The sequence below is a fragment of the Psychrobacter sp. VH5 genome (genome assembly GCF_050572635.1).
Lineage (GTDB): Bacteria > Pseudomonadota > Gammaproteobacteria > Pseudomonadales > Moraxellaceae > Psychrobacter > Psychrobacter celer.
The window spans coordinates 1,901,851-1,926,345 of record NZ_CP192145.1 but is presented as its reverse complement, the minus strand read 5'-3'; the positions used below and the strand labels follow the sequence as shown (position 1 = coordinate 1,926,345).

Annotated in this window: 21 protein-coding genes; 10 read left to right on the top strand and 11 right to left on the bottom strand. The window is 47.0% G+C overall.

Translation table 11 applies throughout. The features are described 5' to 3' along the window. The first annotated feature begins 111 nt into the window (after nt 1–111). Nucleotides 112–219, top strand: a complete 108-nt coding sequence (locus ACNFVB_RS08110; protein ID WP_430737145.1) for a ChaB family protein — start codon at nt 112–114, stop codon at nt 217–219. Between the two features lie 151 nt (nt 220–370). Further along, the gene (locus ACNFVB_RS08105) at nt 371–1,330 is read left to right on the top strand and encodes an AEC family transporter (RefSeq protein ID WP_430737144.1); all 960 of its coding nucleotides are present in this window, start codon (nt 371–373) and stop codon (nt 1,328–1,330) included. Between the two features lie 96 nt (nt 1,331–1,426). Here ACNFVB_RS08105 and ACNFVB_RS08100 read toward each other — a convergent pair whose 3' ends face one another. From ACNFVB_RS08100 to ACNFVB_RS08085, 4 genes are all read right to left on the bottom strand, one after another. Further along, entirely contained in the window at nt 1,427–1,597 is a 171-nt protein-coding gene (locus tag ACNFVB_RS08100) for a hypothetical protein (protein ID WP_430737143.1), read from the bottom strand. 48 nt (nt 1,598–1,645) lie between these two features. Continuing rightward, on the bottom strand, nt 1,646–2,647 hold the full coding sequence (locus ACNFVB_RS08095; protein ID WP_430737142.1) for an LLM class flavin-dependent oxidoreductase: 1,002 nt from the start codon (nt 2,645–2,647) through the stop codon (nt 1,646–1,648). A 272-nt stretch (nt 2,648–2,919) separates the two neighbouring features. Continuing rightward, nucleotides 2,920–5,478, bottom strand: coding sequence for a membrane-bound PQQ-dependent dehydrogenase, glucose/quinate/shikimate family (locus ACNFVB_RS08090; protein WP_430737141.1), 2,559 nt, complete (start codon nt 5,476–5,478; stop codon nt 2,920–2,922). 202 nt (nt 5,479–5,680) lie between these two features. Continuing rightward, a complete protein-coding gene (locus ACNFVB_RS08085; RefSeq protein WP_288998353.1) occupies nt 5,681–6,610 on the bottom strand; it encodes a LysR substrate-binding domain-containing protein in 930 nt (309 codons plus the stop codon). 509 nt (nt 6,611–7,119) lie between these two features. Here ACNFVB_RS08085 and ACNFVB_RS08080 point away from each other — a divergent pair. From ACNFVB_RS08080 to ACNFVB_RS08065, 4 genes are all read left to right on the top strand, one after another. Continuing rightward, the gene (locus tag ACNFVB_RS08080; RefSeq protein WP_430737140.1) at nt 7,120–8,952 is read left to right on the top strand and encodes an AmpG family muropeptide MFS transporter; all 1,833 of its coding nucleotides are present in this window, start codon (nt 7,120–7,122) and stop codon (nt 8,950–8,952) included. Between the two features lie 104 nt (nt 8,953–9,056). Continuing rightward, entirely contained in the window at nt 9,057–9,938 is an 882-nt protein-coding gene (gene prmC / locus ACNFVB_RS08075; protein ID WP_430737139.1) for a peptide chain release factor N(5)-glutamine methyltransferase, read from the top strand. Nucleotides 9,939–9,985: 47 nt separating this feature from the next. Next, on the top strand, nt 9,986–10,789 hold the full coding sequence (locus tag ACNFVB_RS08070; protein ID WP_430737138.1) for a HesA/MoeB/ThiF family protein: 804 nt from the start codon (nt 9,986–9,988) through the stop codon (nt 10,787–10,789). Between the two features lie 31 nt (nt 10,790–10,820). Then, nucleotides 10,821–12,140 (top strand): ABC1 kinase family protein, encoded by a 1,320-nt coding sequence (locus ACNFVB_RS08065; protein ID WP_207970264.1) that lies wholly within the window; start codon nt 10,821–10,823, stop codon nt 12,138–12,140. Nucleotides 12,141–12,243: 103 nt separating this feature from the next. On the opposite strand, the gene ACNFVB_RS08060 is transcribed toward ACNFVB_RS08065, so the two are convergent. After that, nucleotides 12,244–12,732, bottom strand: a complete 489-nt coding sequence (locus tag ACNFVB_RS08060; protein ID WP_430737137.1) for an Lrp/AsnC family transcriptional regulator — start codon at nt 12,730–12,732, stop codon at nt 12,244–12,246. Nucleotides 12,733–12,950: 218 nt separating this feature from the next. Here ACNFVB_RS08060 and leuA point away from each other — a divergent pair, with 218 nt between their 5' ends. Further along, the gene (leuA, locus tag ACNFVB_RS08055; protein WP_430737136.1) at nt 12,951–14,735 is read left to right on the top strand and encodes a 2-isopropylmalate synthase; all 1,785 of its coding nucleotides are present in this window, start codon (nt 12,951–12,953) and stop codon (nt 14,733–14,735) included. Nucleotides 14,736–14,949: 214 nt separating this feature from the next. Continuing rightward, entirely contained in the window at nt 14,950–15,573 is a 624-nt protein-coding gene (locus ACNFVB_RS08050) for a hypothetical protein (protein WP_430737135.1), read from the top strand. Between the two features lie 207 nt (nt 15,574–15,780). Here the strand turns inward: ACNFVB_RS08050 and accC are convergent, their stop codons facing one another. From accC to ACNFVB_RS08025, 5 genes are all read right to left on the bottom strand, one after another. After that, nucleotides 15,781–17,142 carry an acetyl-CoA carboxylase biotin carboxylase subunit gene (gene accC / locus ACNFVB_RS08045; RefSeq protein ID WP_274632244.1) on the bottom strand — a complete coding sequence of 454 codons (1,362 nt, stop codon included), beginning with the start codon at nt 17,140–17,142 and terminating at the stop codon, nt 15,781–15,783. Between the two features lie 192 nt (nt 17,143–17,334). Then, nucleotides 17,335–17,763: an acetyl-CoA carboxylase biotin carboxyl carrier protein gene (gene accB / locus ACNFVB_RS08040; protein WP_075102426.1), complete on the bottom strand. Its 429-nt coding sequence runs from the start codon at nt 17,761–17,763 to the stop codon at nt 17,335–17,337. Between the two features lie 248 nt (nt 17,764–18,011). After that, the gene (locus ACNFVB_RS08035) at nt 18,012–19,379 is read right to left on the bottom strand and encodes an MATE family efflux transporter (protein WP_288999530.1); all 1,368 of its coding nucleotides are present in this window, start codon (nt 19,377–19,379) and stop codon (nt 18,012–18,014) included. Between the two features lie 679 nt (nt 19,380–20,058). Then, nucleotides 20,059–21,099, bottom strand: a complete 1,041-nt coding sequence (locus ACNFVB_RS08030) for a hypothetical protein (protein ID WP_430737134.1) — start codon at nt 21,097–21,099, stop codon at nt 20,059–20,061. A 156-nt stretch (nt 21,100–21,255) separates the two neighbouring features. Beyond that, nucleotides 21,256–21,735, bottom strand: coding sequence for an EVE domain-containing protein (locus ACNFVB_RS08025; RefSeq protein WP_430737133.1), 480 nt, complete (start codon nt 21,733–21,735; stop codon nt 21,256–21,258). 307 nt (nt 21,736–22,042) lie between these two features. Between ACNFVB_RS08025 and hemW the strand changes: the two genes are divergently transcribed. Beyond that, the gene (gene hemW / locus ACNFVB_RS08020; RefSeq protein WP_430738505.1) at nt 22,043–23,293 is read left to right on the top strand and encodes a radical SAM family heme chaperone HemW; all 1,251 of its coding nucleotides are present in this window, start codon (nt 22,043–22,045) and stop codon (nt 23,291–23,293) included. An 87-nt stretch (nt 23,294–23,380) separates the two neighbouring features. On the opposite strand, the gene ACNFVB_RS08015 is transcribed toward hemW, so the two are convergent. Further along, the gene (locus ACNFVB_RS08015) at nt 23,381–23,521 is read right to left on the bottom strand and encodes an entericidin A/B family lipoprotein (RefSeq protein ID WP_075102429.1); all 141 of its coding nucleotides are present in this window, start codon (nt 23,519–23,521) and stop codon (nt 23,381–23,383) included. 402 nt (nt 23,522–23,923) lie between these two features. Between ACNFVB_RS08015 and ACNFVB_RS08010 the strand changes: the two genes are divergently transcribed. Continuing rightward, on the top strand, nt 23,924–24,475 hold the full coding sequence (locus tag ACNFVB_RS08010; RefSeq protein ID WP_430737132.1) for a tRNA (cytidine(34)-2'-O)-methyltransferase: 552 nt from the start codon (nt 23,924–23,926) through the stop codon (nt 24,473–24,475). The last annotated feature ends 20 nt before the right edge of the window (nt 24,476–24,495 follow it).

Sequence of the window (24,495 nt, the reverse complement as noted above, 5' to 3'; positions counted from 1 at the left end):
ATTATGGGTTTTTTGTTGCTAAGGGCTTGGCGGTTTTTGGCGACAGCAAAAATAGCAGGTAGAATACTGTATCGGCAATGAAGCCAATGAATGACAAAAAGGAGTGCGATTATGCCTTACAATACCTTATCAGAGCTGCCAGCGACAGTAAAAGATCATCTACCCAAACACGGACAAGAAATATTTCTTGCGGCATTTAATAGTGCAAGTTTTATGTAGGATTGACTACAGCTGCATTGCGATAGACCAAATGTCAGCCGATTTATGCTAGATTAGGCCTTTATCTGATTTTCTAGTCACCTTATCACCTGATATAGAGGCATGGCGGCAAACGTGCTGCTGTGCGTCTATGGTGTTTTTTGAGTTTTTTATGATAGAAGCCATCATTTTTGCGATTACCATTGTCTTACCTAACTTAGCGCTGATGGGGTTGGGGTTTTTTATGCAAAGGCGCGGTGAGGCCAGTCAGGTTTTTATCGATCAGGCCTCAAGCTTTGTGTTTAATTACTGCTTGCCGTGTTTACTTTTTTTTAGTGTGGTCGACAGTGAAGTGGACTATGCTAAGCAAATCACGCTGATCGGGGCAGGTGTTGTCGTGACCTTTATTTTGTTTGTCGGTGCAGAGCTCTATGTCACGCGTTTTGTCAGTCGGCCCATCGATCAAGGGGTTTTTGTCCAAGGCGTCTTTCGTAGCAATATGGCAATCATTGGCTTAGCGACTGTGGCAAACGCTTATGGCGAGCGCGGCTTGAGTATTGGTGCCGTCTATATGGGCGTGGTGACTATATTGTTTAATATCCTCGCTGTTATTACGCTCAGCCGTGTGTCGAAAAACATAGACGATACGTGGGTGAGCCGCAGTGTGATGATCAGCAAAAAGCTGTTTACCAATCCACTGATACTTGCTCTACTGGCCGCGTTTACCTACAAGGCGCTGATGTTACCACCGCTGACGGGGGTGATTCATAAGACAGGCGATCTACTGGCGGCTGTGGCGCTACCACTGGCACTGATATGTGCTGGCGCGAGTATTGATCTAAAATCGATGCTGCATCCATCGGGCTTGTCCATGCAGGCAAGTATTGGCCGTATCGTGATAGCGCCTATCGTTGCTATCGCCGTTGGACTGAGCTTTGGGCTGTCAGGGGTGCATATGGGCGTGCTATTTTTGATGGTGGCGTCACCAACCGCCGCCGCCAGCTACGTGATGGCAAAAGCCATGGGCGGCAATGATGTACTCGCGGCCAATATTTTGGCCTTTACGACAGTGGTGGGGATGTTTGGTATGGCGATTGGGGCGGCCGCCTTACGTGCGCTTGGTCTGATGTAGCTTATATAGTCAGTGCTTTGTTGGACATAGCGTCAACTGGTCGTTGTAATACTAAAAACCCCCTTTTTTCAAAATAGAACAAAGGGGGTTTTAATGTCAATTTATATTGTCTCGGTTACGCTTTTCTTCTCGACGTTGCTTACGCTTAGGACTGGTACGGTAGGTCAGATACCCACCGATAGCCATGACTGCAAGAAATGCCAAGATATACATAAGTATCGACGAGCCAATCATAAGTGATGCACCGATAACCGCAGTTGCTTCCATGTCAAAAATCCAGTTAAAGTTTACCAATAATTATGCAAGCGTTCCATCTTATTGTAAAGTAAACAAATTTAGCTCAGGTGTAAGTTCAAGTGAACGTAGACGCGCCGCTTGATCATAGATGTTGGCCGTGACGATTAGCTCATCTGGTTGATGGGTTGCCAAAAACGCAGCTAATTTTGGTTTGACCGTTTCGACAGATCCGATGAATGAAACTGACAGCGCATTATCTACCATCATTTTTTCAGCCTCACTCCAGATGCTGTCCATATCATGAGTGGGCTTGGGCATTTGTCCCGTTTCGCCTCGGCGCAAACGTACAAAGCTCTGCTGTGCTGAGGTAAAGTGATACTGAGCAGTCTCATCGTCGTCAGCCAGTAACAAGTTTGCAGCAAGCATGACATAAGGCTTATCTAAATAGGCAGACGGCTTGAACTGCTCACGGTAAGTATCAATGGCTTGTCCGAGCATTTGCGGAGCAAAATGTGAGGCAAACACATAGGGCAGTCCTAAATGCGCGGCTAAGGTCGCACCAAAAAGGGACGAGCCCAATATCCAAATAGGGACGCCTGATCTGGCGCCAGGGAACGCTTGTACAGGGCTGTTGTCCGTATCATTGCCCAAAAAGTACATCAGCTCTTGGACGTCTTGCGGGAAACGCTCAGCGTCTTTCATCTGCCGACGCAGTGCCTGAAACGTCGCACCATCAGTACCAGGGGCGCGGCCCAAACCGAGATCAATTCGATCGCCATAAAGCGCTTGTAAGGTGCCAAACTGTTCAGCGATGACCAGCGGGGCATGGTTGGGCAGCATCACACCGCCTGCACCGATACGGATACGGCTGGTCTGGCTACCGATATGTGAGAGCAGCACTGAGGTTGCTGCACTAGCGATACCTGGCATATTATGATGCTCTGCCATCCAGTAACGGTTGAGACCGACTTTTTCTGCTTGCTGAGCGGTTGCCACGGTTTGGGCGATACCGTCAGCGACGGTTTTACCTTCGGGTACGGGGGCGAGATCCAAAAACGATAAAGGGATTTTGTTATTCATAAATTATCCAGTAGAGTGATTAATTATTTTCTCTTGATATGCTTGTCACCACTATCGATTTCAAGCGGTGTTACAGAGTAGCAATAAATCATAACAAAGACAGATTGTCGATGATTTAGGCACTTGGTGAGCAACAGCATCCGTTGATAAATAAGTCTATCATCATAAGAAAAAACGTATAATAAAAAGCGTCAGCACATAAAAAAGCAGGTAACCGAAGTTACCTGCTTTTTTGAAATGACATTATGTAAATGGTAAGTTATTCAAATCACTTATTTGGCTTGGTCGCCAAGCTTATAAGCGACCACATAATCACCAATCTTCGTACCTACTGAACCATGTCCACCAGCTACCAATACCACCATTTGCTCACCTTTAGAGTTCAAGTAGGTCATAGGTGTAGCCTGACCACCTGCTGGAATACGTACATTCCATAGGACATCGCCATTCTTTAGATCATAAGCACGGAAGTTGTTTTCTGTTGCGGCTGACAAGAATGCGACGCCACCTTTAGTGATGACAGGTCCACCAATACCAGGCACCCCCAATTCAAACTTGATTGGAATAGGAGATAAGTCCTGTACGGTACCGTTTTTGCGCTGATAAGCAATCTCGCCTGTGGCCAGATCAGCACCTGCGATAGTGCCCCATGGTGGCTGCTGGCAAGGTACACCAAGTGGTGATAAGAATGGTCCCATTTCTACCGCATAGTCTGCGCCTTCGTTGGCATTCACACCTTGTTCACCTTTATTGGTCTCAACATCGCCAAGTGTGTCTTTAGCGATGAGTTTTGAGGTAAAGGCAAGATAAGTTGGCATACCGAACATCACGCCATTTTCAGGATCAACAGCGAGTCCGCCCCAGTTAAAGGTACCAAAGTTACCAGGATAGACTAAAGTACCATTGGTTGATGGTGGCGTGTAGCGACCGTCGTAGTTGAGTTTGTTGAACTCAATACGGCACATCATCTGATCGATGAGACTTGCGCCCCACATATCTTTTTCAGTCAGTTTCTCAGGCGCAAAGCTTAGACCAGAGTAAGGCTGTGTAGGCGATGCATGTTCACCAGCAATGAGATAGCCTTGCGGTGCATCACGTTCTTTGATAGGTACAATAGGCTCGCCTGTGGCACGGTTCAAGACATAAACATCACCTTGTTTAGTCGGTACCACCAATGCAGGCTGGACACCATCAGCGGTATCTAAGTCAAGCAGTGTTGGCTGCGCAGGCGTGTCCATATCCCAAAGGTCATGATGGACAAACTGCTGTACCCAGCGCGCTTCACCAGTTTTCAGATCTAGTGCGACCACAGAGGTTGCGTACTTTTCTTCAGCAGCATTACGATAGCTACCGAGCTGATCGGGCGTGCGATTGCCCATTGGGAAGTAGGCCAAACCAAGCTCTTCATCAGCACTGGCAGTCGACCATGAGTTTGGCGAGCTGGTGCGATAGACTTGAGTTGGATCATTGACATCAAAAGGGGCTGTGTTGTCAGGATCGCCTGAATCCCAGTTCCACATAAGCTCGCCAGTATTCACGTCATAAGCACGGATCACACCAGAGGGTGAGTTTACATCGTAGTTGTCGTTAACAGCACCAGCGACAATAATAACCCCACCTGCGACGACGGGTGCAGACGTTGAGTAATAGTAGCCTGCTTGCTGGAACGGCATGTTGTGCATCAAATCTAATGCGCCATCTTCACCAAACTCTTGACAGCGTTGTCCTGTTTTTGGATCGAGGGCATATAGCTTGGCATCAGAAGTTGGGATAAAGATCTTGGCATCGCATTGCTTGGAAGGATTTTCAAAGGTATTTCCAGCAATTTTTTGCACCAATGTATCGCCAGTCGCAGCCGGTTTATTAGCCGCTACTACGTTATTATCAGTGGTGTCACTGACGGCGCTATCGCTAGCTGTCTCGGTACTAGCATTAGCTGCTGGCGTAGTTCTGTTTGTACCAGCTTGACCAGCGTAATAAGAGACACCGCGGCAAGTTTGATGCTGACGTTGGAGGTTTTCGCCAACCTTAGGATCGAACTTCCATAGAGTCTCACCAGAGTCGGCATCTAATGCTAGCACCCAGTTATGCGGCGTACACATGTACAAGGCGTTGCCGATCTTTAGTGGGGTTGCTTGATAAGTGGTTTCACCAACGTCATTAGGACCTTTGACATCACCGGTTTGGATTTGCCAAGCGAGTTCTAAATCTTTGACATTCTCTGTGTTGATTTGAGTCAAAGGAGAATAGCGTTGTCCATAATCAGTACGGCCATAGGCGCTCCACTCACCATCTGGTGTTTGCTTACCAGTGGATAATGGGTCGCCAAGGTTGGTAGAAGTGGCATTTTGACCGCCGTCGTCTTTGGCAGTTAAATCGAGCTCGCCCAATTTGTCGGTGGCATTATTGGCCATACTACCGAAAGAGAGCAGTGCGCCCACAACCACACTGGCCATTAGTCCCCAATAATAAAGAGGACTTTTCTTAGTGTTGTTTGTGGTTGTTACTTGAGCGTGTTTGCCGTGCATCTTCTTAGAGACCCACGGTAAAAGCATTAATAAACCAAAGATTAGTGGGAAACCCAAGCGAGTTGCCAGCGCCCACCAATAAAATCCAGATTCCCAAAGTGACCATACTAGTGTCACAACGATAAATATCGCGTACACCCCGTAAGCGCTCCAATGCTTTTTGAACAACAAAAAAGCGGTCGCAAGCATCGCTGCGCCAGCAAAAAGATAGTAAGGACTACCGCCTAAAGAGAGCAGATAAGCGCCGCCAATAAGCAAAGGGGCGGCAAAAACTGCCATAATGATCGCTACGAGTTTTTCCATGAGCGGTATCACCTGTTACATAGAAGCAAATAGACATGCAGTGGTCGACATCCAGTACAAATCAATGTCTAGGCGTCCAGCAATACATGCAGAAATAAAAAAGAAATCAAACATTGAATAACGTTTGAGACTGTATTTTATCACTTATGCATAAGCTCGATAAAGGTAGCGTAAGGTAGGACAGACGCTCTAGCCGCTTTGTTTAGTTGTCAAATTGTTTCTGACACAGCTCCATAAAGGCGCGGCCATATTGGCGAATCTCAGCATCATCACGCACCGCCATCCAACTGGTAAACCGTCCAAAATGATCGACGGGGATGGCGGTTAGGTTTTGATAGTGACTGGGCTCAAACGCCATCTCGGCGATGATCCCAATGCCCAGTCCTAGACCCACGTAAGTGCTAATCACGTCGGCATCGAGCGCGGCCAAAACGATATCGGGCTCAAGACCAGCATTGTTAAAGGTCTTGTCGATAGCGCCGCGACCAGTAAAGCCGCCATGGTAAGTCACAATCGGATAGCTGGCCAGCGTCGGCAGATCAATAGTTTCTAAACCGGCAAGCTCATGATCGCTTGGTACGATGACGCGGTGTGTCCAGTCATAATAACGATAACAGCGTAGGTAGTTATTATGGAGCAATGACTCCGTTGCAATACCAATATCAGCCTGCCCACGAATGACCATCTGCGCGATGGTCTCAGGATCCGCTTGCTGCAAGATCAAGTTGACTTTTGGAAATCGCTCTTTGAACTCTTTGACCACTTTTGGCAGTACGTATCTGGCTTGTGTGTGCGTGGTAGCAATTGTCAAAGTACCGATATTTGGATTATTAAAATCCAGACTTAGGTTTTCGATGGTGCGGATTTCAGCAAAGATAGACTCAATATGCGGCATCAGCGCCGTACCCATCGCCGTCAGCCCAGTCAGCCGTTTGCCTTGACGGATAAACACGTCTGTCTTGAGCTGGTTTTCGAGCGCGGCAATATGTTTGGATAAGCTCGATTGACTGGTGTGTAGTACGGTCGCAGCCTGGCTTAAGTTATAGCCATTAATCACCGTGTGCCACACCGTTTCCAACTGTTTGAGCTGAATTTGTAGATGTCGCTGATTGACCACTACGTCGATTGCCATAACTAAATCCTATTGTATAAATACACAGACCCTGCCTGTATATAAAATGCTTGTATATAAAAATGAAAACGTACGAATACGGCCTAGTGTAAAACAAAGTTATTATTCTTGTATATAATAAATAGCTATCAAATTATGATAATTATGAATATATGCTGTAAACATAGGTTTTGAATATATAAATTTTCGTCACATTAAGCTTTATTAACTGTCATACCGTATTTGCGATAAAGAACTGTTTAAAGAAGCAAGACACGGCGTTGAATAAGAAATATGATTAACAATAAAGTAAGGTAGAAGCGGTAAAGGGATACAGTGATTGATAAAGGGACAACATAAAGCCTCAATATTCGATTTACTTGCCAGCCCATACAAAAATATCTAGTCAAGGTCAGCGTTCTCAAGTACCATGATTCAGTTTTGTTATTACGACTATCGTCATAAAAGCCCAATGCGCGTGTGGTGCTGTATGATGGTGTGTTATCTGTCCTAAGTGCTGGTGAGTTATTATGTCTGCTGTCAAATCTGTGCCACCCAATCAACCGAGTGCAAAAAAATCATGGGGCGAGGCCGCCAAGGCTTATTTGGACTCGCGTGTCATTGTGATGCTGTTTTTGGGGTTTTCAGCCGGTATTCCTATTTTGCTGATATTTTCTAGTCTGTCGTTATGGCTAAGAGAAGCGGGTATAGATCGCAGCGTGGTGACGATGTTTAGCTGGGCGGCACTTGGTTACTCGTTTAAATTTATTTGGGCGCCTTTGATTGATGCGCTGCCGGTGCCTTTTTTGACCAAGTGGTTGGGACGGCGTCGCAGCTGGATGGTGGTGTCGCAGCTGCTTATCGTATTGGCGATCTTTTTGATGGCGACCATCAATCCTGTCAGTGAAGATGTGCTGATTTATATGGCAGGTGCGGCGGTGTTGCTGGGTTTTTCGTCAGCCACCCAAGATATCGTCATTGATGCCTATCGTATTGAGCTGGCACCGCCGTCTATGCAGTCGATTTTGTCTTCTATTTATGTGTCAGGCTACCGTATCGGTATGATTGTCGCTGGGGCAGGTGCGCTGTACTTGGCGGACTATTTTGGCTCGACGGAGGCTTTTTATAGTTATGAAGCATGGCGCAATACCTATTATATTATGGCAGGGGTCATGACATTAGGTATCTTGACGACGTTTGCCAGCTATGAGCCGACCGCTGAGATATTGCAAAGCAACAAACAACATCGCAATTTAAAGGTTTTTTTGATTTATTCAGCGTTGCTGCTCATACCAGGGCTGTTGTTTGGTGTGGTTTATTTACTCAATATGCTGATTAACTTGGCGCTCGATACCCCTGTGGCATTGATACCGCAGGTCGCTCTTCCCAGTATCAAGTTTTACTTTTTGGCATTGGTTGCTTGCGCGCCCTTGCTGCTGCTGTACTTTATTATCAATCAGCCAAAAATCATCAATAAAGCACCACTGGTGGCCGAGACGCGTGAAGACTATGTCAGACTGGTATTATTGTTTGTCTTTGCTGTCGTGGCATTTATCGCCGCCTATGTATTGATAGGGCAGCTCTTGCCAGCGTTTGACGGGGTGTTTGTCAGCTTTGTTAGTGAGACGCTGCATTTATTGATGAGCTTGGCGGTCGCTTTAGTAGCAGGCTTTGCGCTGGTGCAGGCGGGGCTAGTCAACAAACAAATTGCCATGGCGACATGGATTGAGCCGATTGTTGATTTTTTTAGACGCTATGGTATGAAAGCACTTTTGCTACTGGCGTTGATCGGCTTATATCGTATCTCTGATATCGTCGCTGGGGTCATATCCAATGTGTTTTACCAAGACATGGGCTTTAGCAAAACCGACATCGCCAATGCAGTAAAACTGGTTGGGGTGATTATGGCCATCGCTGGTGGCTTTTTGGGTGGACTGTTAGCGCAGCGATTTCGTATCATGCATGCCATGATGATTGGTGCCATCTTGGCATGTGCGACCAATTTATTGTTTGTGGTTTTGACGTATAATCCAGGCAGCCTGCCTATCATGTATATGGCGGTGATATTTGATAATTTGGCGGCAGGGCTGGCCAGTGCTGTGTTTATCGCTTTTTTGTCTGCTTTGACGTCCATACGTTTTACGGCTGTGCAGTATGCGATTTTTTCCTCATTGATGACCTTGATTCCTAAGGTGATGGGCGGCTATTCTGGCTCTATCGTCGATAGCATGGGTTATCCGTTTTTCTTTATTTTTACCTTTGCCATCGGTATTCCAATTTTGGCGCTGATTTATTTTGTCGATAAACACATCGTCATCGGTGATAATGATGATATTTATGATAATGACGATGATAACCCATAACCCTTAATGACAATGATGATCATGGTGCGGGCGCGCCTTCATTGACCAAGGAAAACCCTAATATCGGCGTTTGAGAATATATATGAAAAATATAAGCGGTAGTCATGTCTAGTATTAAACATCTAAAACAGTACATTCGCCAGCTATCGGATGAGGCTGACAATAGCCGTTTGCCTTCGTTTTGGTTTACAGATTGGCTGCTGGCGGTCATTGATAAACCGTCCTTGTTTTTGATCACTGACGAAGAGTATCAGCTGACAGAAAGTGAGCTTGCGCAGTTTTATGCAGGTATCGAAAAACTGCAGGCTGGTACCCCATTGGCATATCTGTCTGGTCAACAAGCGTTTTGGTCGCTTAGTTTTACTGTCAATGAGTATACCCTCATTCCTCGGCCCGACACCGAGGTATTGGTCGAGCAAGTACTACAATGGATACAATCGCAGCCGATAAATGACGAGCATCCTACACCAAAATATCTTTTGGATTTAGGCACTGGCTCAGGCTGTATCGCGATCAGTTTGGCGCATGAGCTAAAGCATCACTTGCGATATGCTCATTGGCATACTGTTGCGCTCGATGTCTCGCCTGAAGCGCTAGAGGTTGCTAAGTATAATGCGCTGATCAATGAAGTGGCGGATATTGATTTTATCCAGAGCAGTTGGTATGAGTCGCTGCCGACCGACAGGATGTTTGATGTGATTGTCTCAAACCCGCCTTATATCGATGAGGAAGATGCGCACTTGGCACGCTTGAGAGCCGAGCCAATGAGCGCTCTTAGTGCGCCCAATCATGGTCTGGCTGATATCGAGCATATCACGCAGCTGGCACCTAAATACCTGCGTGCAGGCGGGCTACTGGCGCTAGAGCACGGATTTGATCAAGGTGAGGCGGTGCGTCAGATACTCTCGTCCCATGGCTTTGGCGGGATACAGACGGTGCAAGACTATGGCGGAAACGAGCGGGTGACGCTGGGGCATCTGGTATAAAGGGCTTTTTAGATGTTTTTTCTAACAAATCGTGGTGAAAGAGTGTGATGAAAGGTATGACGCAGGCGGCAGAGACACAGCCGCTATCAGATAGCGAGCTGATGCGTTATGCGCGGCAGATACTGCTAGAGGGCTGGGATGTCGATGCTCAGTTACGTTTAAAATCAGCGCGCGTCGTTATGATAGGAGCCGGTGGCCTTGGGTGTCCGGCTTCTGAAACGCTGGTACGGGCGGGGCTTGGACAAATCCATTTGATTGATGATGATGTGATTGAGGCCAGCAATCTGCAGCGGCAGACGCTGTTTTTACCTAGTGACATCGGCAAAGCCAAAGCTCTGACAGCCGCGCAGATGTTAGAAAAAATCAATCCGTTGATAAGGGCGCGTGGGTCAGTGGCAAGGCTGAGCGAAGACAATGCCTATGAGCTACTGGGCATGGCATCTGGTAAGCCTGATTTATTATTGGACTGTACGGACAATTTTGCTACCCGCGATATGATCAATCGTATCAGTGTGCGCTATCAGCTTCCGTTATTGTCTGCCTCAGCGATCGCCATGCAAGGGCAGCTGGCCTTGTATGAGCCGCATCGGCAGACAGGCTGCTATCATTGTGTCTTTGGCTCGGTGCTCATCGATGCAGAGGCAGATGAGCGAAACTGTGCCAACTCGGGTGTGCTGGCAAGTACGACCGCGATTATGGGTAACCTACAAGCCAATGCGGCGCTGCAATATCTAGGATTAACCAAAAATCCACTGACAAATAAGCTACTGATATGGGATGGTAGCCAGATGCAGCAGCGGCTGATGGGCTATCGTCCAGACCCAGCGTGCCCTGTCTGCGCCCATGCCTAAACTCAATCGATCGTGGTATAAGTTATTTTTTATGAAAATTCATCGTCCGCATTTATTAAAACACACCTTCAATGTCGTCAATCGGGTTCGTCAAACTGCAAGTGTGGCAGGTCTTTCGGCGCTCAGAGTCGCCAAAGGTGAAAAGCCAGACGCGAGGCTATTAAAAGAAACCTTTGAGCAGCTTGGTACTACTTATATCAAGATAGGCCAGTTTATCGCCAGCACGCCATCGTTGTTTCCGCGTGAGTATGTCAAGGCGTTTCAGAGCTGTTTGGATCAAACCACGCCATTGTCGTACACCTATATCGAGCAGGTATTAAATGAAGAGCTGGCAACGGATGGCATGACGCTTGAGGATAAGTTTGCGCATATCGACCCGACACCGCTGGCGTCGGCGTCTATCGCTCAAGTGCATGCTGCGCGACTACATAATGGTGATGAGGTGGTGCTCAAGGTACAAAAACCTGGTGTCGAGACCATCATGCAGACGGATTTGGGCGTATTGTATGGCGTTACCAAGCTGCTTGAGCTGCTGATGCCATCGATGAAGTTTGCCAGTATCGCACCGATCATCGATGAGATTCGGTTGCGTATGCTGGCCGAGACGGATTTTATCGCTGAAGCGCAAAACATTCGAGATTTTCAGCAGTTTTTAGCGGTATCTGGCAATACTCGCGTGGTCGCGCCCAAAGTATATGAGGCGCTGACCACCAAGCGCGTGTTGACCATGAGCCGATTGTATGGGGTGTCAATGGTCGATGAAGTGCTGATGCGTCAGTACTGTGCCGACCCTGCACAGGTGATGGCGGATACCTTAAACACCTGGTTTGCCAGTTTGATGCTGTGTAATAGTTTCCATGCAGATTTGCATGCGGGTAATTTGATGCTGCTGACCGATGGACGCATTGGCTTTTTAGACTTTGGAATCGTGGGTAGGCTCAAAGCTGAGAGCTGGCGCGCTTGTATGGGAATGATGCAGGCCATGCAAGACAGTGACTATCAAGCGATGGCACGTCATATGGTCGATATGGAAATGACGCACGAGAGCCATCAGGTGGATGTCGCCGCACTGGGCGATGACTTGCAGCGCATGATGCAGACCATCATGGCAGAGGACAAAGCTTTTACCAGCGGTGTGCCATTTAATAGTAAAGAGCAAGCTGACGAGCTCAACCAGATGATGCTAGAGATCGTGGAAGTTGGCAAACGTCATGGTATTCACTTCCCGCGGGACTTTGCCTTATTGACCAAGCAGATGCTGTATTTTGATCGTTTTATGCGTACGCTTGCGCCCGATATGGACATGTTTAGCGATCAGCGGGTACAGATGCTGGGCCAGACGGTGAGCTAAAATCACAAATGATTGTACCTGTTGTATCTATTGCACCTATTATACCTAGGGCGTGTCCTTGATTAGAGCCAAGTCGCCAGCGCGGCACGCCCTAATATAGCTGTCAAACCACATTGCGGCTAAACACTTCTCGCAGCTCAAAGCTTGTATGTACTTGGGCGACGCCCTCGATACGATTGAGGCGATGCAATAAAAACTCCTCATAATGCGCCATATCGCGTACCCGCACCTTAATCAGATAGTCCTCTGTGCGACCGGTGACGATACTACAGCTCACCACTTCATCAAAGCTTTGAATTTTTGACTCAAATATCTCAAAACGCTCGGCAGTATGACGATCCATGCTGATGGCGATAAAGACGGCAAGCGGGTAGCCGAGCTTTTGCGCGTCTGTTTGTGTGTGGTAGCCGGTGATGATGCCAGTGTCTTCTAAGCGCTTGATGCGGCGCGCGCATGGCGTCGCCGAAAGATTGACGTGCTCTGCCAGCTCCGTGATACTCATGCGCGCTTGCGTCTGCAGCAAGCGTAATAGTGCTCTGTCGGTCTCGTCAATCTCTACAGAAAACCCTTTATCAATATAGCTGTTTGACATAAATATCCATCTTATTAGTGAAATGTACTAATTATATTGATAAATGCGGAGTTTTTCACCAAAATAGCACCAAATAAGACAAAAGAAAGCTGATTTTCGGCTGACAAACTTTGATATTATGATGGCATAAAAAGTGGTTATCTCGTATGATAAACATAAATCCAATCATCAACCATCCTGTAAAACCCGTAACCCTTGATATCATCTAAGGATTGATTATGTCTGACCAAGCCACACGCACGGCGGCAAGTACAGCTGCCAAAATCACCCCAAAAAATACTGCTTTTGATTATAAAAAGTATCGTCCATTTGCGTTTGCTCCTGTGCTGCCAGATCGCACATGGCCGAGCAAAACAATCGACAAAGCACCAATCTGGGCAAGCGTGGATCTGCGTGATGGTAATCAAGCACTGATTGATCCGATGACCATCGAGCAAAAAATGCGCTTTTTTAAGACTTTGGTTGACGTCGGTTTTAAAGAGATCGAAATCGGTTTTCCATCGGCCGCGCAGGTTGAGTTTGATTTTGCCCGCAAACTTATCGAAGAAAACCATGTGCCTGATGATGTCACCTTACAAGTATTGGTACAGGCGCGTGAGCATTTGATCGCTCGTACCTTTGAGTCGTTGAAGGGTGCTAAGCGGGCGATTGTCCACGTTTATAACTCAACGAGCCGTGTCCAACGCGAAAAAGTCTATGGTAAAGACAAAGCCGAGATCAAAGAGATAGCAATCGCTGGGGCCAATCTGTTGGTAGATTATGCAGCCAAATATCCTGAAACCGAATGGGTCTTTCAGTATTCTCCTGAGAGCTTTAGCCAGACAGAGACTGAATATGCGGTGGAAGTCTGCGATGCTGTCTGTGAAGTATGGCAACCCCAAAATGGGCAGGAAGTGATTTTAAACTTACCCGCCACGGTTGAGGCCTCTATGCCCAATGTCTTTGCCGATCAGGTTGAGTATTTTTGTCGCCATCTCACCCACAGAGAGCATGTGACGGTCAGTTTGCATACGCACAATGATCGCGGCTGCGCGGTGGCAGCCGCAGAGCTTGGCGTCTTGGCGGGTGCCGATCGTATCGAGGGCACGTTGCTCGGAAATGGCGAGCGTACAGGTAACATGGATGTCATGGTCATGGCCATGAACTTATTTAGCCAAGGTGTCGATCCTGAGCTTGATTTTAGCAACATGAGCGAAATCGTACAGGTGGTGAGCGAGTGCAATAACTTGCCACTGCATCCACGTCATCCGTATGTCGGTGAGCTGGTTTTTACCGCCTTTAGTGGCTCGCACCAAGACGCCATCAAAAAATCGCTCGATTATAATGAAAGACATCAAGACGAGACGGACGATATCTGGGATGTGGCCTATCTGCCAATTGATCCTGCGCATATTGGTCGTAGCTACCAAGATGTCGTCCGTATCAACAGCCAATCGGGTAAAGGCGGCGTCGCTTATATCTTGCAGCGTAACTACGGCTTTAATTTGCCGCGCTGGATGCAGATTGACTTTAGCGGTGTGGTACAAAAACAAGCCGAACGCGTGGCGCGCGAATTGCAAAACGACGAAATCTTGCAAACCTTTGAAGACACCTATCTGCAGCAAGGCAGCTTTGAGCTATTAGACTATAGTGTCAATAATAAAGGCGGCGAGGTCTACTTTAATGGTCAAGTGCAGATGAATGGCGATATCATCGACATCGATGGTACTGGTAATGGGCCGCTGTCGTCCTTTATCAATGGTCTGGCCCAACATACAGGAAAGTCATTGCACATCATAAATTATGCTGAGCATGCAATCAACCCGCAGCATAATAGTGGGCATGGCATCGATGATGATACCAATCGAGATAATAAAACCAACGCCAATGCCGCCGCTTACATTCAGTTAAATGTCGATGGTGAGGTGTACTCTGGTATCGGTACGTGCAGCAGTACGGTATCGGCGATGCTAAAAGGCGCGCTATCGGCCTTTGCTCAGGCAGTCGGTGCGGTCGCCGCCTAAACCTGACAGCAGGTGATATAGCCCTACTATTGGTTATTATAACGTCATAGCGTTTTGCATCATGCAAGCGGCGCTATGGCGTTGTTTTGTGTAAGGCACAGGCAGCACTGGTGGCGTTACGACTAATAGCATAAAGTTACTTGTGTTTTTGGTGTCTAAGACTTACGCTAATGTATATAGCACCTACTATAAAACAATAAATCAAAGGTTAATTATGGAACCTATATCATTTGCTTCATTTACTTTGGCCTCTATTTTGGCCTCGTTGCCTGCCAATGGTGAAGTCGTGACCAAACCGACCATCACGACTCATATCAGTCCTGCTATCGCGGGACAATGGGAGATAGATTTGGACAGTAGTATCACGACGACCAAAGACGCGCAGGCGCGGCAAGCGGCTCGAAAAGAGAGATTGGCGTCAGCGAATAGCGAGCCGAAGATTAAGGAGGGTGCTGTAGCAGGCGGGATACTCACACAAAGCGAGGAGCGCATCCTACAGACTGAGTCAAACACCGATCAAAACTTACTCGCCTCAACCGCGAAGTCTAATCAATGCCGTGAGTTGTATAACTTTGGTGCGGATAATGAGATGTGGGCGGTAAGTGGCAAGGAGTGGACGTACGGACGTTACTTGGTGACACACCGCGAGGAAGGGCTGCCTATTATCGCCCTCAAGACTGTTTATGACAATAACGAAGTAGACTGCTCAGGCAATCAAATTGATCAGACCGATGAGGCACTCATTGCGTTTTTGTACCATGATGGCAACCAAATGCAGTGGTGCGCGGATCCTGAGGGTAACGAATGCTTTATGAATTTTCATAGAATCCTGCCGTAAGCTCTCATAAAGGCTGATATGGTTAAATCCCTAAAAACTGATATCGCGCTGCTAGAAGGGGTTTGCGCAGCATCGAGCGGCGTAGACATAGCGGGCCAATAAAACTTATATCAGTAGCCTTGCCTTTATCTGTATATGTCTTATTTGTTCAAAAAAACCGGCAATCGTGGATTGGCGGTTTTTTATTGAGTCATACAGCAAACTAAATTATGAGTCGGCTTTGGCATTGTTGGGCGTCAAAAGCTCTCTTTCTAAGTAGTGAATGTTTTGGGCTTCATGGACAAAATTGTCATCCGCCAAAATCACATCGCGATGCAGCGGTATATTGGTTTTGATGCCTTCAATGACGAGCTCATCAAGCGCATGCAGGGTCTTGGACACCGCTTGTTGGCGCGTTTGACCATGACAAATCAGCTTGCCAATGAGTGAGTCATAATAGGTCGGTATTTCATAGCCAGGGTAGAGGTGTGAATCAAAACGCACGCCTGCACCGCTTGGTGTAAACAACTGAGAGATGGTGCCTGGGCAAGGGACAAAAGTAGCGGCGTCCTCGGCATTGATACGGCACTCAATCGCATGACCTTGTACTTCGATCTCGCTTTGACGATAAGACAGACCATAACCGGCTGCGATTTTGAGCTGTTCGACGACCACATCGATACCGGTGATCATCTCAGTCACAGGGTGCTCTACTTGCACGCGTGTGTTCATCTCGATAAAGAAAAACTCGTTGTTTTCGAACAAAAACTCAAAGGTGCCCGCGCCGCGATATTTGACCAGCTCGCACGCTCTTACGCAGGCTTTTAAGATAGGCTCGCGCACATCGTCTGGGATATCAGGGGCAGGGGCTTCTTCTAGTACTTTTTGGTGACGGCGCTGTAGTGAGCAATCACGGTCATAGAGGTGAATGGCGTTACCATTACCATCCCCTAATACTTGTATCTCTACGTGGCGCGGGTTTTGTAGATAGCGCTCCATATAGACGGTGTCATCACCGAACCACAGCTCCGCTTCTTGTTTGGCGGCTTGTACTTGTCCAATCAGCTCATCAAAACGCTCGACCACGCGCATGCCGCGACCACCACCACCAGCGGCAGCTTTGATCAAAAGAGGAAAGCCGATATTGCGGGCTTGCTCTTCGGCATTGTGCAAGGTAACTGCGCCCACAGAGCCTGGAACGGTTGGCACGCCTGCTTTTTTCATGGCATTAATCGCCGAGACTTTGTTGCCCATTAGGCGGATATGATCGGCATTGGGACCGACGAAGGTCAGTCCTGCTTCTTCTACTTGTTCGGCAAATTCAGCATTTTCAGATAAAAAACCATAGCCTGGATGGATGGCGTCAGCACCCGTTATTTCTGCCGCCGTCAAGATCGTATTGATATCGAGGTAGCTTTGGTTGGCATTGGGTTTGCCGATACAGATAGCTTCGTCAACAAAGCGCAGATGCATAAGATTGGCATCTGCGGTGGAGTAGACGCCGACGGTTTCGATACCTAACGCCTTACAGGCTCGAACGATACGTAGGGCGATTTCACCTCTATTGGCAATGAGCAGTTTTTTTATCATGGGGTCATCCTTTTTGACGCGGCAGACACTGATTGAGCCTTGATGGGGAGCCTCGGCATTTGATATCCGTATTCGGCATCGGTAGGTAGTGACAGCTTACAACAACGTGAAACGGTATAAAATGCCAAAATAAGGGGCCGAAATAAAGTGCTAAAGACTCAATCAGTATGAAGTAAAGTGAGGCAAATATCGTTACGCTTTATAGCGTATGACAGGTTGACCAAACTGCACAACTTCAGAGTTATCTACCAAAATCTCGTCAATGACACCGCTTTGGGTGGCCTCAAGAGGGTTCATAATTTTCATCGCTTCGATAATACCAAGCGTGTCGCCCGCTTGTACTTTTTGGCCGACCTTAACAAACGGTGGATCATTGGGGCTTGGGGCAGAATAAAAAACGCCAACCATTGGCGATGTCTCAACGCTACCTGCCTTTGCTGCTGGTTTTGTATCTGCAGCCACTGGTGCTGCGCCAGCAGTAGGAGCGGCCATCATGGTCGGTACAGGGGCATCATAGTGACGAGTGAGACTGATGTGTTCGTCATCAGAGCTGATTTCTAGATTGACCAGTTCACTTTCTTCCATGAGGGCGATGAGGGTGCGTATTTTTTCAATATCCATAGTTTTTATCTTGCCTTGTACTAAATTCGAGAAATAGTGTAACTAAATATTGTTTGATTGCTAATGATACCTAGATTCAGGCCAATGAGCAATCAATGTACAGTTGTTAACTGAGGATTTTTACATATTTTGACGTAATCTAGCTGTTTTAGTAAGAAACCCACTACGATTTATTATTATCGATGTGGTTTTTAAGCCAAGCTGCTTGTACATCGTGCTGCGTTCGGTCGCACGTTTGTATGATGGTCCTAACCCCAAAGCGCCGTTAGACGTCTTTGTTGATAACGCAAACGCAGCGTCAATAAGATAGAGGATAAAAACAGCCCCGTAATCAGTGCCATCCAAAACCCTTGGGCGCCGACATCGGTGAAACGTACCAAATAAATCCCCAGCGGCAATGCCACCACCCAATAACAAAACAACGTCACCCACATCGGTACAGTAGTGTCCTGCATACCGCGCAGTATCCCCGCGACATTGACCTGCCAGCCGTCAAACAGCTGATAACCAAGAGCAAATACCAGCAAATGCATAGACTGAGCGATGACCGCAGGGTTGTCGGTAAAGGCTGCTGCCAGCTGTGGTCGAAATAGCCAAACCCCTAGCATACATGTGAGGGCAATGAGTATCGTCCAGGTCAGCCCCGTTGCCTGTACTTGACGCAGTGCCAGCAGGTTTTTTTCGCCAAAACGATTGGATATCATGATGGTCAGTGCCATCGCGACCGATATCGGTATCATAAACAGCTGAGAGGTCACCGCCAGTGCGACTTGATGCGATGCGGTCGCCAGCTCGCCGAGCGGACTGATGACAAGCGCGCCCAAACTAAAGAGGCTCGCCTCAAAAAAGATAGAAATACCAATAGGAATGCCAAGTTTTAGCAGTTTTTTGATTTGCTGACGGTTAGGACTAGCAAAACCATAAAAAAAGCGGGTACTGGCAAATTGTTGCCGTTTGGTAAAGCTGGTATAGGTAGCAAGCAGTAGCACGTTTATCCATAGTACCAAAGCTGTGGCCACACCGCAGCCTGCACCGCCCATCTCAGGCATCCCAAACAAACCATGAATGAAAATATAGTTAAGTGGGATGTCCGCTAACAGACCAATGATGCTGATAATGGTTACCGGCTCAGGCCGACCCAATGCTTCGCAGTAGCTGCGAAGGACAGCATAAACGGCCAGCGCAGGAAACCCAAACGATACACCATGTAGGTACTGTGTCGCTATCGGCTGGATGTTTGGTGGTACGCCCATGATACCAAGAATATTGGGTGCCAAATTCACAATTATGAAGCCAACAATACCGATAACCCCAGCAGTCCACAAAGACTGCTGGGTGATATGAGGTACTTTACTGTGTGCGTTTTGTCCGATGGCCTCACCGATCAGAGGCGTGGTGGCAATCAAGATGCCAGTGGCCAATAAAAACAGCGGCAGCCAGATACCAGAGCCGACAGCCACGGCCGCCAAATCAAGCGCTGAGACCTGACCTGCCATGATGGCATCTACCACACCCAGCGCCGCCTGACAAAACTGGGTAATCAAAATAGGAAGTGCCAGCACGCCTAAGCGTAAGCTGTAGCTTCTAAAATCTCTAAAAGATAGTGGGAAAACCATAGTGAGCAACTTTTTATTCTTGACGATAATGATCGTTGAGGCGTCAAACGCGCCATCAACAAATGAATAGGGAAACAGCCACACCATTTTCAAAGCGTTCAATCATAAAAACTAAAGCCAGAAAGTATCGTACGGCGATTGGCGTGCTGCTCTAAAAAGCGTACTGGCAGACTGCCATAAGCTATATATTGCACTCTTTGAAAATGGTATAAGATGATGATGCCGATAATTTATATGGACAAGCGCATATAGACTAGGGCGTGTCTTCAATGCACTCGATAGTTATCTAAATGGGCTAAAAATGGCCAAATTTTGCCAATATCGTCAAATAGCTGGTCAATATCCCGACATTAACGGTGCTATTTTTCTTATTTGGCTGCAATTTATCTCACTTTTATCACCATTTTTGAAATAAAGACACGCCCTCAGGATGAAATAAAAGTCTAGACACCAAAATAAAAATAACCCGTCAATTCACTAGGGGAATTGACAGGTCATTATTAGATAAGATGGTAAAGAAGCTGCCCCCTGATGTCAACGTTTTAACGCGTCATATATGACTGTAAAAACACCACCGGAGCGTAGTCGCCCATGAGTCACAAGTTATAGACTATAAATCATAGGTTACGAGACATAGGCCATAAAGCTTGAGCCAAGAGAGAGGCTGTGCTGCGCTTATTTATAATGATTCAGGCAAGTCTTGCACCACCGCTTGATAGCCGATCAGATCGTTTGCCGCGTCAAAGGCTTGTACAACGATAGCGTAGTTGGTCGAGCTAGCTGGGATAAGCGGAGAAAATGCCGTCTCACCAGCGGTCAATACCAGATTTTGTACATAGCCGTTCGCGCCAGTCTCTGCTTTGTTGATATCGATTTGGCTGACCAGTATATATCGTGTGTTTCGCGGGTTTTGCCATGTCACGACTTTTTGACTACCATTGCCGCTGACATCTACATTCAGCTCACCTAGGCGGTAATCAAGTGGGTAGGTCTTAAAGTTAGAGCGGTCGCTGATGGTATAAGTGACATTACAGTTTTTTTCGCTACTGGTTAGGGTTTGTCCGCCCAGACCGTCCTGATACTCAAAGCTGCCTTGCCACGGGGTACCCGTTTGTTTTTTCTCAAAGCTACCTGCAAAGGTGGTAAATAGGTTCGGTGTCTCAATGCCCAGGTCATTGACATACTTCACATCCAAAAACGCTAGCGTATCGAGGCTGCCGGTCACTTTGCCTGCGATATAGTTGTCTACTTTGATTGCAGAGTTGATGCCCAGTGTGTTGTTTTCTTGACAAGCTTGTTGCTGGTAGCTAAAACTACCATCGACGCTGCCTACACCGTCTTTGCTGATGTCAAAATAAACAGCGCCGATATCGATATCACTATCATCGCCGTCCTCAATTTCAACGAAGTGTCCGACATACAAGCCGCCGAGGCCGCCTTCTGGGGTGAGTTTGTCTAAGAAGTTGTCTAGCGACTCTTCTGGCAAAAATATGGACTCCAAAATCTCAGCCATGCTTTTTTCGTCATCGCTCAGTTTGTCTTCTACCTCTTTATACTCTTCTTTGACTTTGTCTTCTATGCGATCATATTCGTCTTTTACCTGATCCTCAATACGATCATATTCCTCTTTGACTTTGTCACCATCACTGCCGCAGGCGCTGAGGGCCAGACTAGCCATGCTTAACGTTAATGCTGATAAGAATAATTTGGGTGCGCTCATAAATGCGTCCTGATGATGAGTTGGCAGTGACTTAGCCATAAAAAAAGAAGGTATTGCGACATTTGTAATATAGCAGAATTTAAATAGCAAACGCACAGATAAATGTGCATAGATGCCAGCAGGTTTCTTACTCAATCGTTACACAGTCAACCGAGGTCAATCGGACAGTAACATTGATGTTTCGGCCATGTCCAAAATAGCGTACCAGTGTTTGGGCGTCAAAGGAATCACCGTCAGCTGCTCACAGCCTTTTTTGAGTAATAATGAGTCCTCTAGCGCAGGCAGGGATTTAAGCGCTGATAAAGGCAAAACGTCGGTGAAGGCTTGCTCAAAAGTGACGTCTACCATATACCAGCGCGGCTGATCTTCAGTGGCGATGGGGTCATAGTGACGATGCTCAGGATGGAATTGGCTGGGGTCAGGGTAGCCCGCCTTACTGATGGTCATGATGCCAGCAACTCCAGAAGGCTTGGCGCTGGAGTGATAAAAAAACACCTTGTCACCGACTTGCATATCGTCGCGCATAAAGTTGCGTGCCCGGTAATTGCGCACGCCATCCCAGTGCTCCGTACCTAGACGCTGTAAATCATCGATGCCAAAAAAGGTAGGGTTGGATTTCATGAGCCAATAGGCCATCGTATTCTCCTTTTGTTATTATTGAGTGGTTGCTTTTGATCATTACGCGCTCAATATATAGTCGCTATACAGTCATTTATGCCAATATCTGCTCCTGTAAATGGCTGTCAGTATGATTTTATCATCCTGCGCTTTTCTTTATACTGTGTAGTCGTTATCCTAGTGCTGCTTTTTGCTCATCGTCGCCGCACGTTATTTTTCGCATTGTTGGTTATTCGTTTTTGAATAGCTTTTTTTAATAGATACCTTTGTTATGTCAAACACCCAAGCAGTTAATTTATCTAATGATAGCCGTGACCATAAGACGATGTCTAATGCAGGTAGGCTGGAGGTGGGCGAAATCCCATTGGCGCTCTACATTCATATTCCGTGGTGCGTAAAAAAATGCCCTTATTGTGATTTTAATTCACACGAGCTGCCAGCGGATACGCAGCTGTCTATGTATGATGAGTATGTCGATGCGCTGTTAGCCGATGCGCTTATGCAGCAGCCATTAACCCAAGGTCGAGCGGTCAGTTCGATTTTTATCGGCGGTGGTACACCGTCATTATTACCAATCGCTCACTATCAGCGACTGTTTACAGGGCTAAAAGACATATTTTGTTTTGCTGTTGATATCGAAGTGACGATGGAGGCCAACCCAGGGACGCTCGAGCATGCGCCCTTTGCTCAGTATCTAGACGTGGGTATCAATCGCTTGTCTATCGGTGTGCAAAGCTTTGCCGCTGATAAGCTGATAACGCTTGGGCGTATTCATGATCCTGCGCAGGCGCTGTCCGCGATCCGTGCAGCTCGGCTGGCTGGGTTTGAGCGGGTCAATGTGGATTTGATGCATGGGTTGCCGCAGCAGACTTATCAAGAAGCATTGGCCGATATTCAGATGGCGCATGAAGCGGGGGCGACACATCTGTCTTGGTATCAGCTGACGATTGAGCCAAATACGGTATTTTATCGTAGCCAGCCTATATTGCCAAACGAGGACAATCTGGCCGATATTGAAGAGGCGGGTCAGGCACTATTGCAGCAGCTGGGCTACACCAATTATGAAGTATCTGCTTGGGCAGGCTCGTACGATAAGCCATGCCGACACAATGTGAACTATTGGCAGTTTGGTGATTACTTAGCGATTGGCGCGGGTGCTCATGGCAAAATCACCATTGCAAGTGATGCCCTAGATCATGCAGCATTTGACACAAACAACGAGTTACGTGCGCAGTCTGGTATCTATCGTTTTAGTAAATCGCGCTTGCCAAAAGACTATATGGATTATCACCGTGTCAGTACCGATGACACTAGCTTGAAGGCCCCAAAGATGGTCGGTTGGCAGGCCATTGCGCCTGATGAGCTGATCAGTGAGTTTATGCTCAATGCGCTCAGACTACATGATGGGGTAACATGGCAGTTATTTGAGGCGCATACAGGAATGAGTTATAAGGACATCGCTGATTCGGTAGAGAGGTTAGTAGCTAAAGGCTTGTTAACTGAGTCGACTGAAAAACTGCAAACGACGGCATTAGGTCGGCGCTATCTTAATCAAATATTGCGCGCGTTTTTATAGCGTCTGATAGCTATGATCAAAGCTGTAGACATAAAAAAAGGCTTATCAAATCAATGATAAGCCCTTCGAAAATCTAAAAACCAATTATTAGATTTTGTTTTGAACGTCTTGTGCGCCGTCAGTTACAGCGTTGCCTGCGCTTTCAACGTCTTGGCCTAGACCTTTAAAGGTGTTGCAACCAGTTAAAACAAACATAGCAGTCAAAGATGCGATGATTACTTTTTTCATAATAATATCCTCAAGATAAATCGATTGTTATAAATAATGACAGTAACACTTAGTATGGTACCAAGGCTTACTGTAGGGCTGCTAGATAGCAGAACGAAATGTAGACACTGTCTTGCTATCCGTTACAGATATCATAGTGAAAGTTAAAAACCATGCACAGTATCAAAATGTAATTATTGGCAGTAAACTGTAACTTATGATTACTTACTGATGTTATCTATAGTCGAATTCAAATAAATCGGATATATGGCGATCAAGCCGCTCAATGTGATCAATAAAACGTTGGTTTTCTTGGGTGCTGTGCCTGCGCTGCTTAAGTCTGAGAAAAACAGCTTTTCATCTTACTGTATCGTTTTTATATCAGACTGACTGCATAAAATTTAGACCACTCACGGAGTTTGTATGACCATTCATATTGTGCTGGTAGCCCCCAAAATGCCTAGCAATACCGGCAATATCATTCGTTTATGTGCCAATACAGGCGCGCAGCTGCATTTGGTTAGGCCATTAGGGTTTGAGCTTGATGATAAAAAACTGCGCCGTGCAGGACTGGATTATCATGAGTACACGCATATGCAGGTTCACGATGATTGGCCAGCTGCCAGACGTGCGCTACAAGCGGCGGATTGTCATACCATTACTGCTCTGACTACCAAGCTGAGCCAGCCTTTTTATGACTATGATTTTGGCGGACGACCGGATAATGAGACTGGCGAGATGCCAAACATCGCGTTGGTCTTTGGCTCAGAGACGACTGGTCTGGCAGATGATATCCGAGAGGACATCGGCGCGGCTCATTGGCTGCGCTTGCCGATGCTGGCGGACTCGCGCAGTCTTAATTTGTCCAATAGTGTGGCGATATGCTTGTACGAAATTTGGCGCCAGCAGGGGTTTGTAGGCGATGAAGGGCGCAGTATCGGCTATGAGAGTTTGACGGTGTATGATCCAAAATAGTGCTACTGGCTACTGGCTAC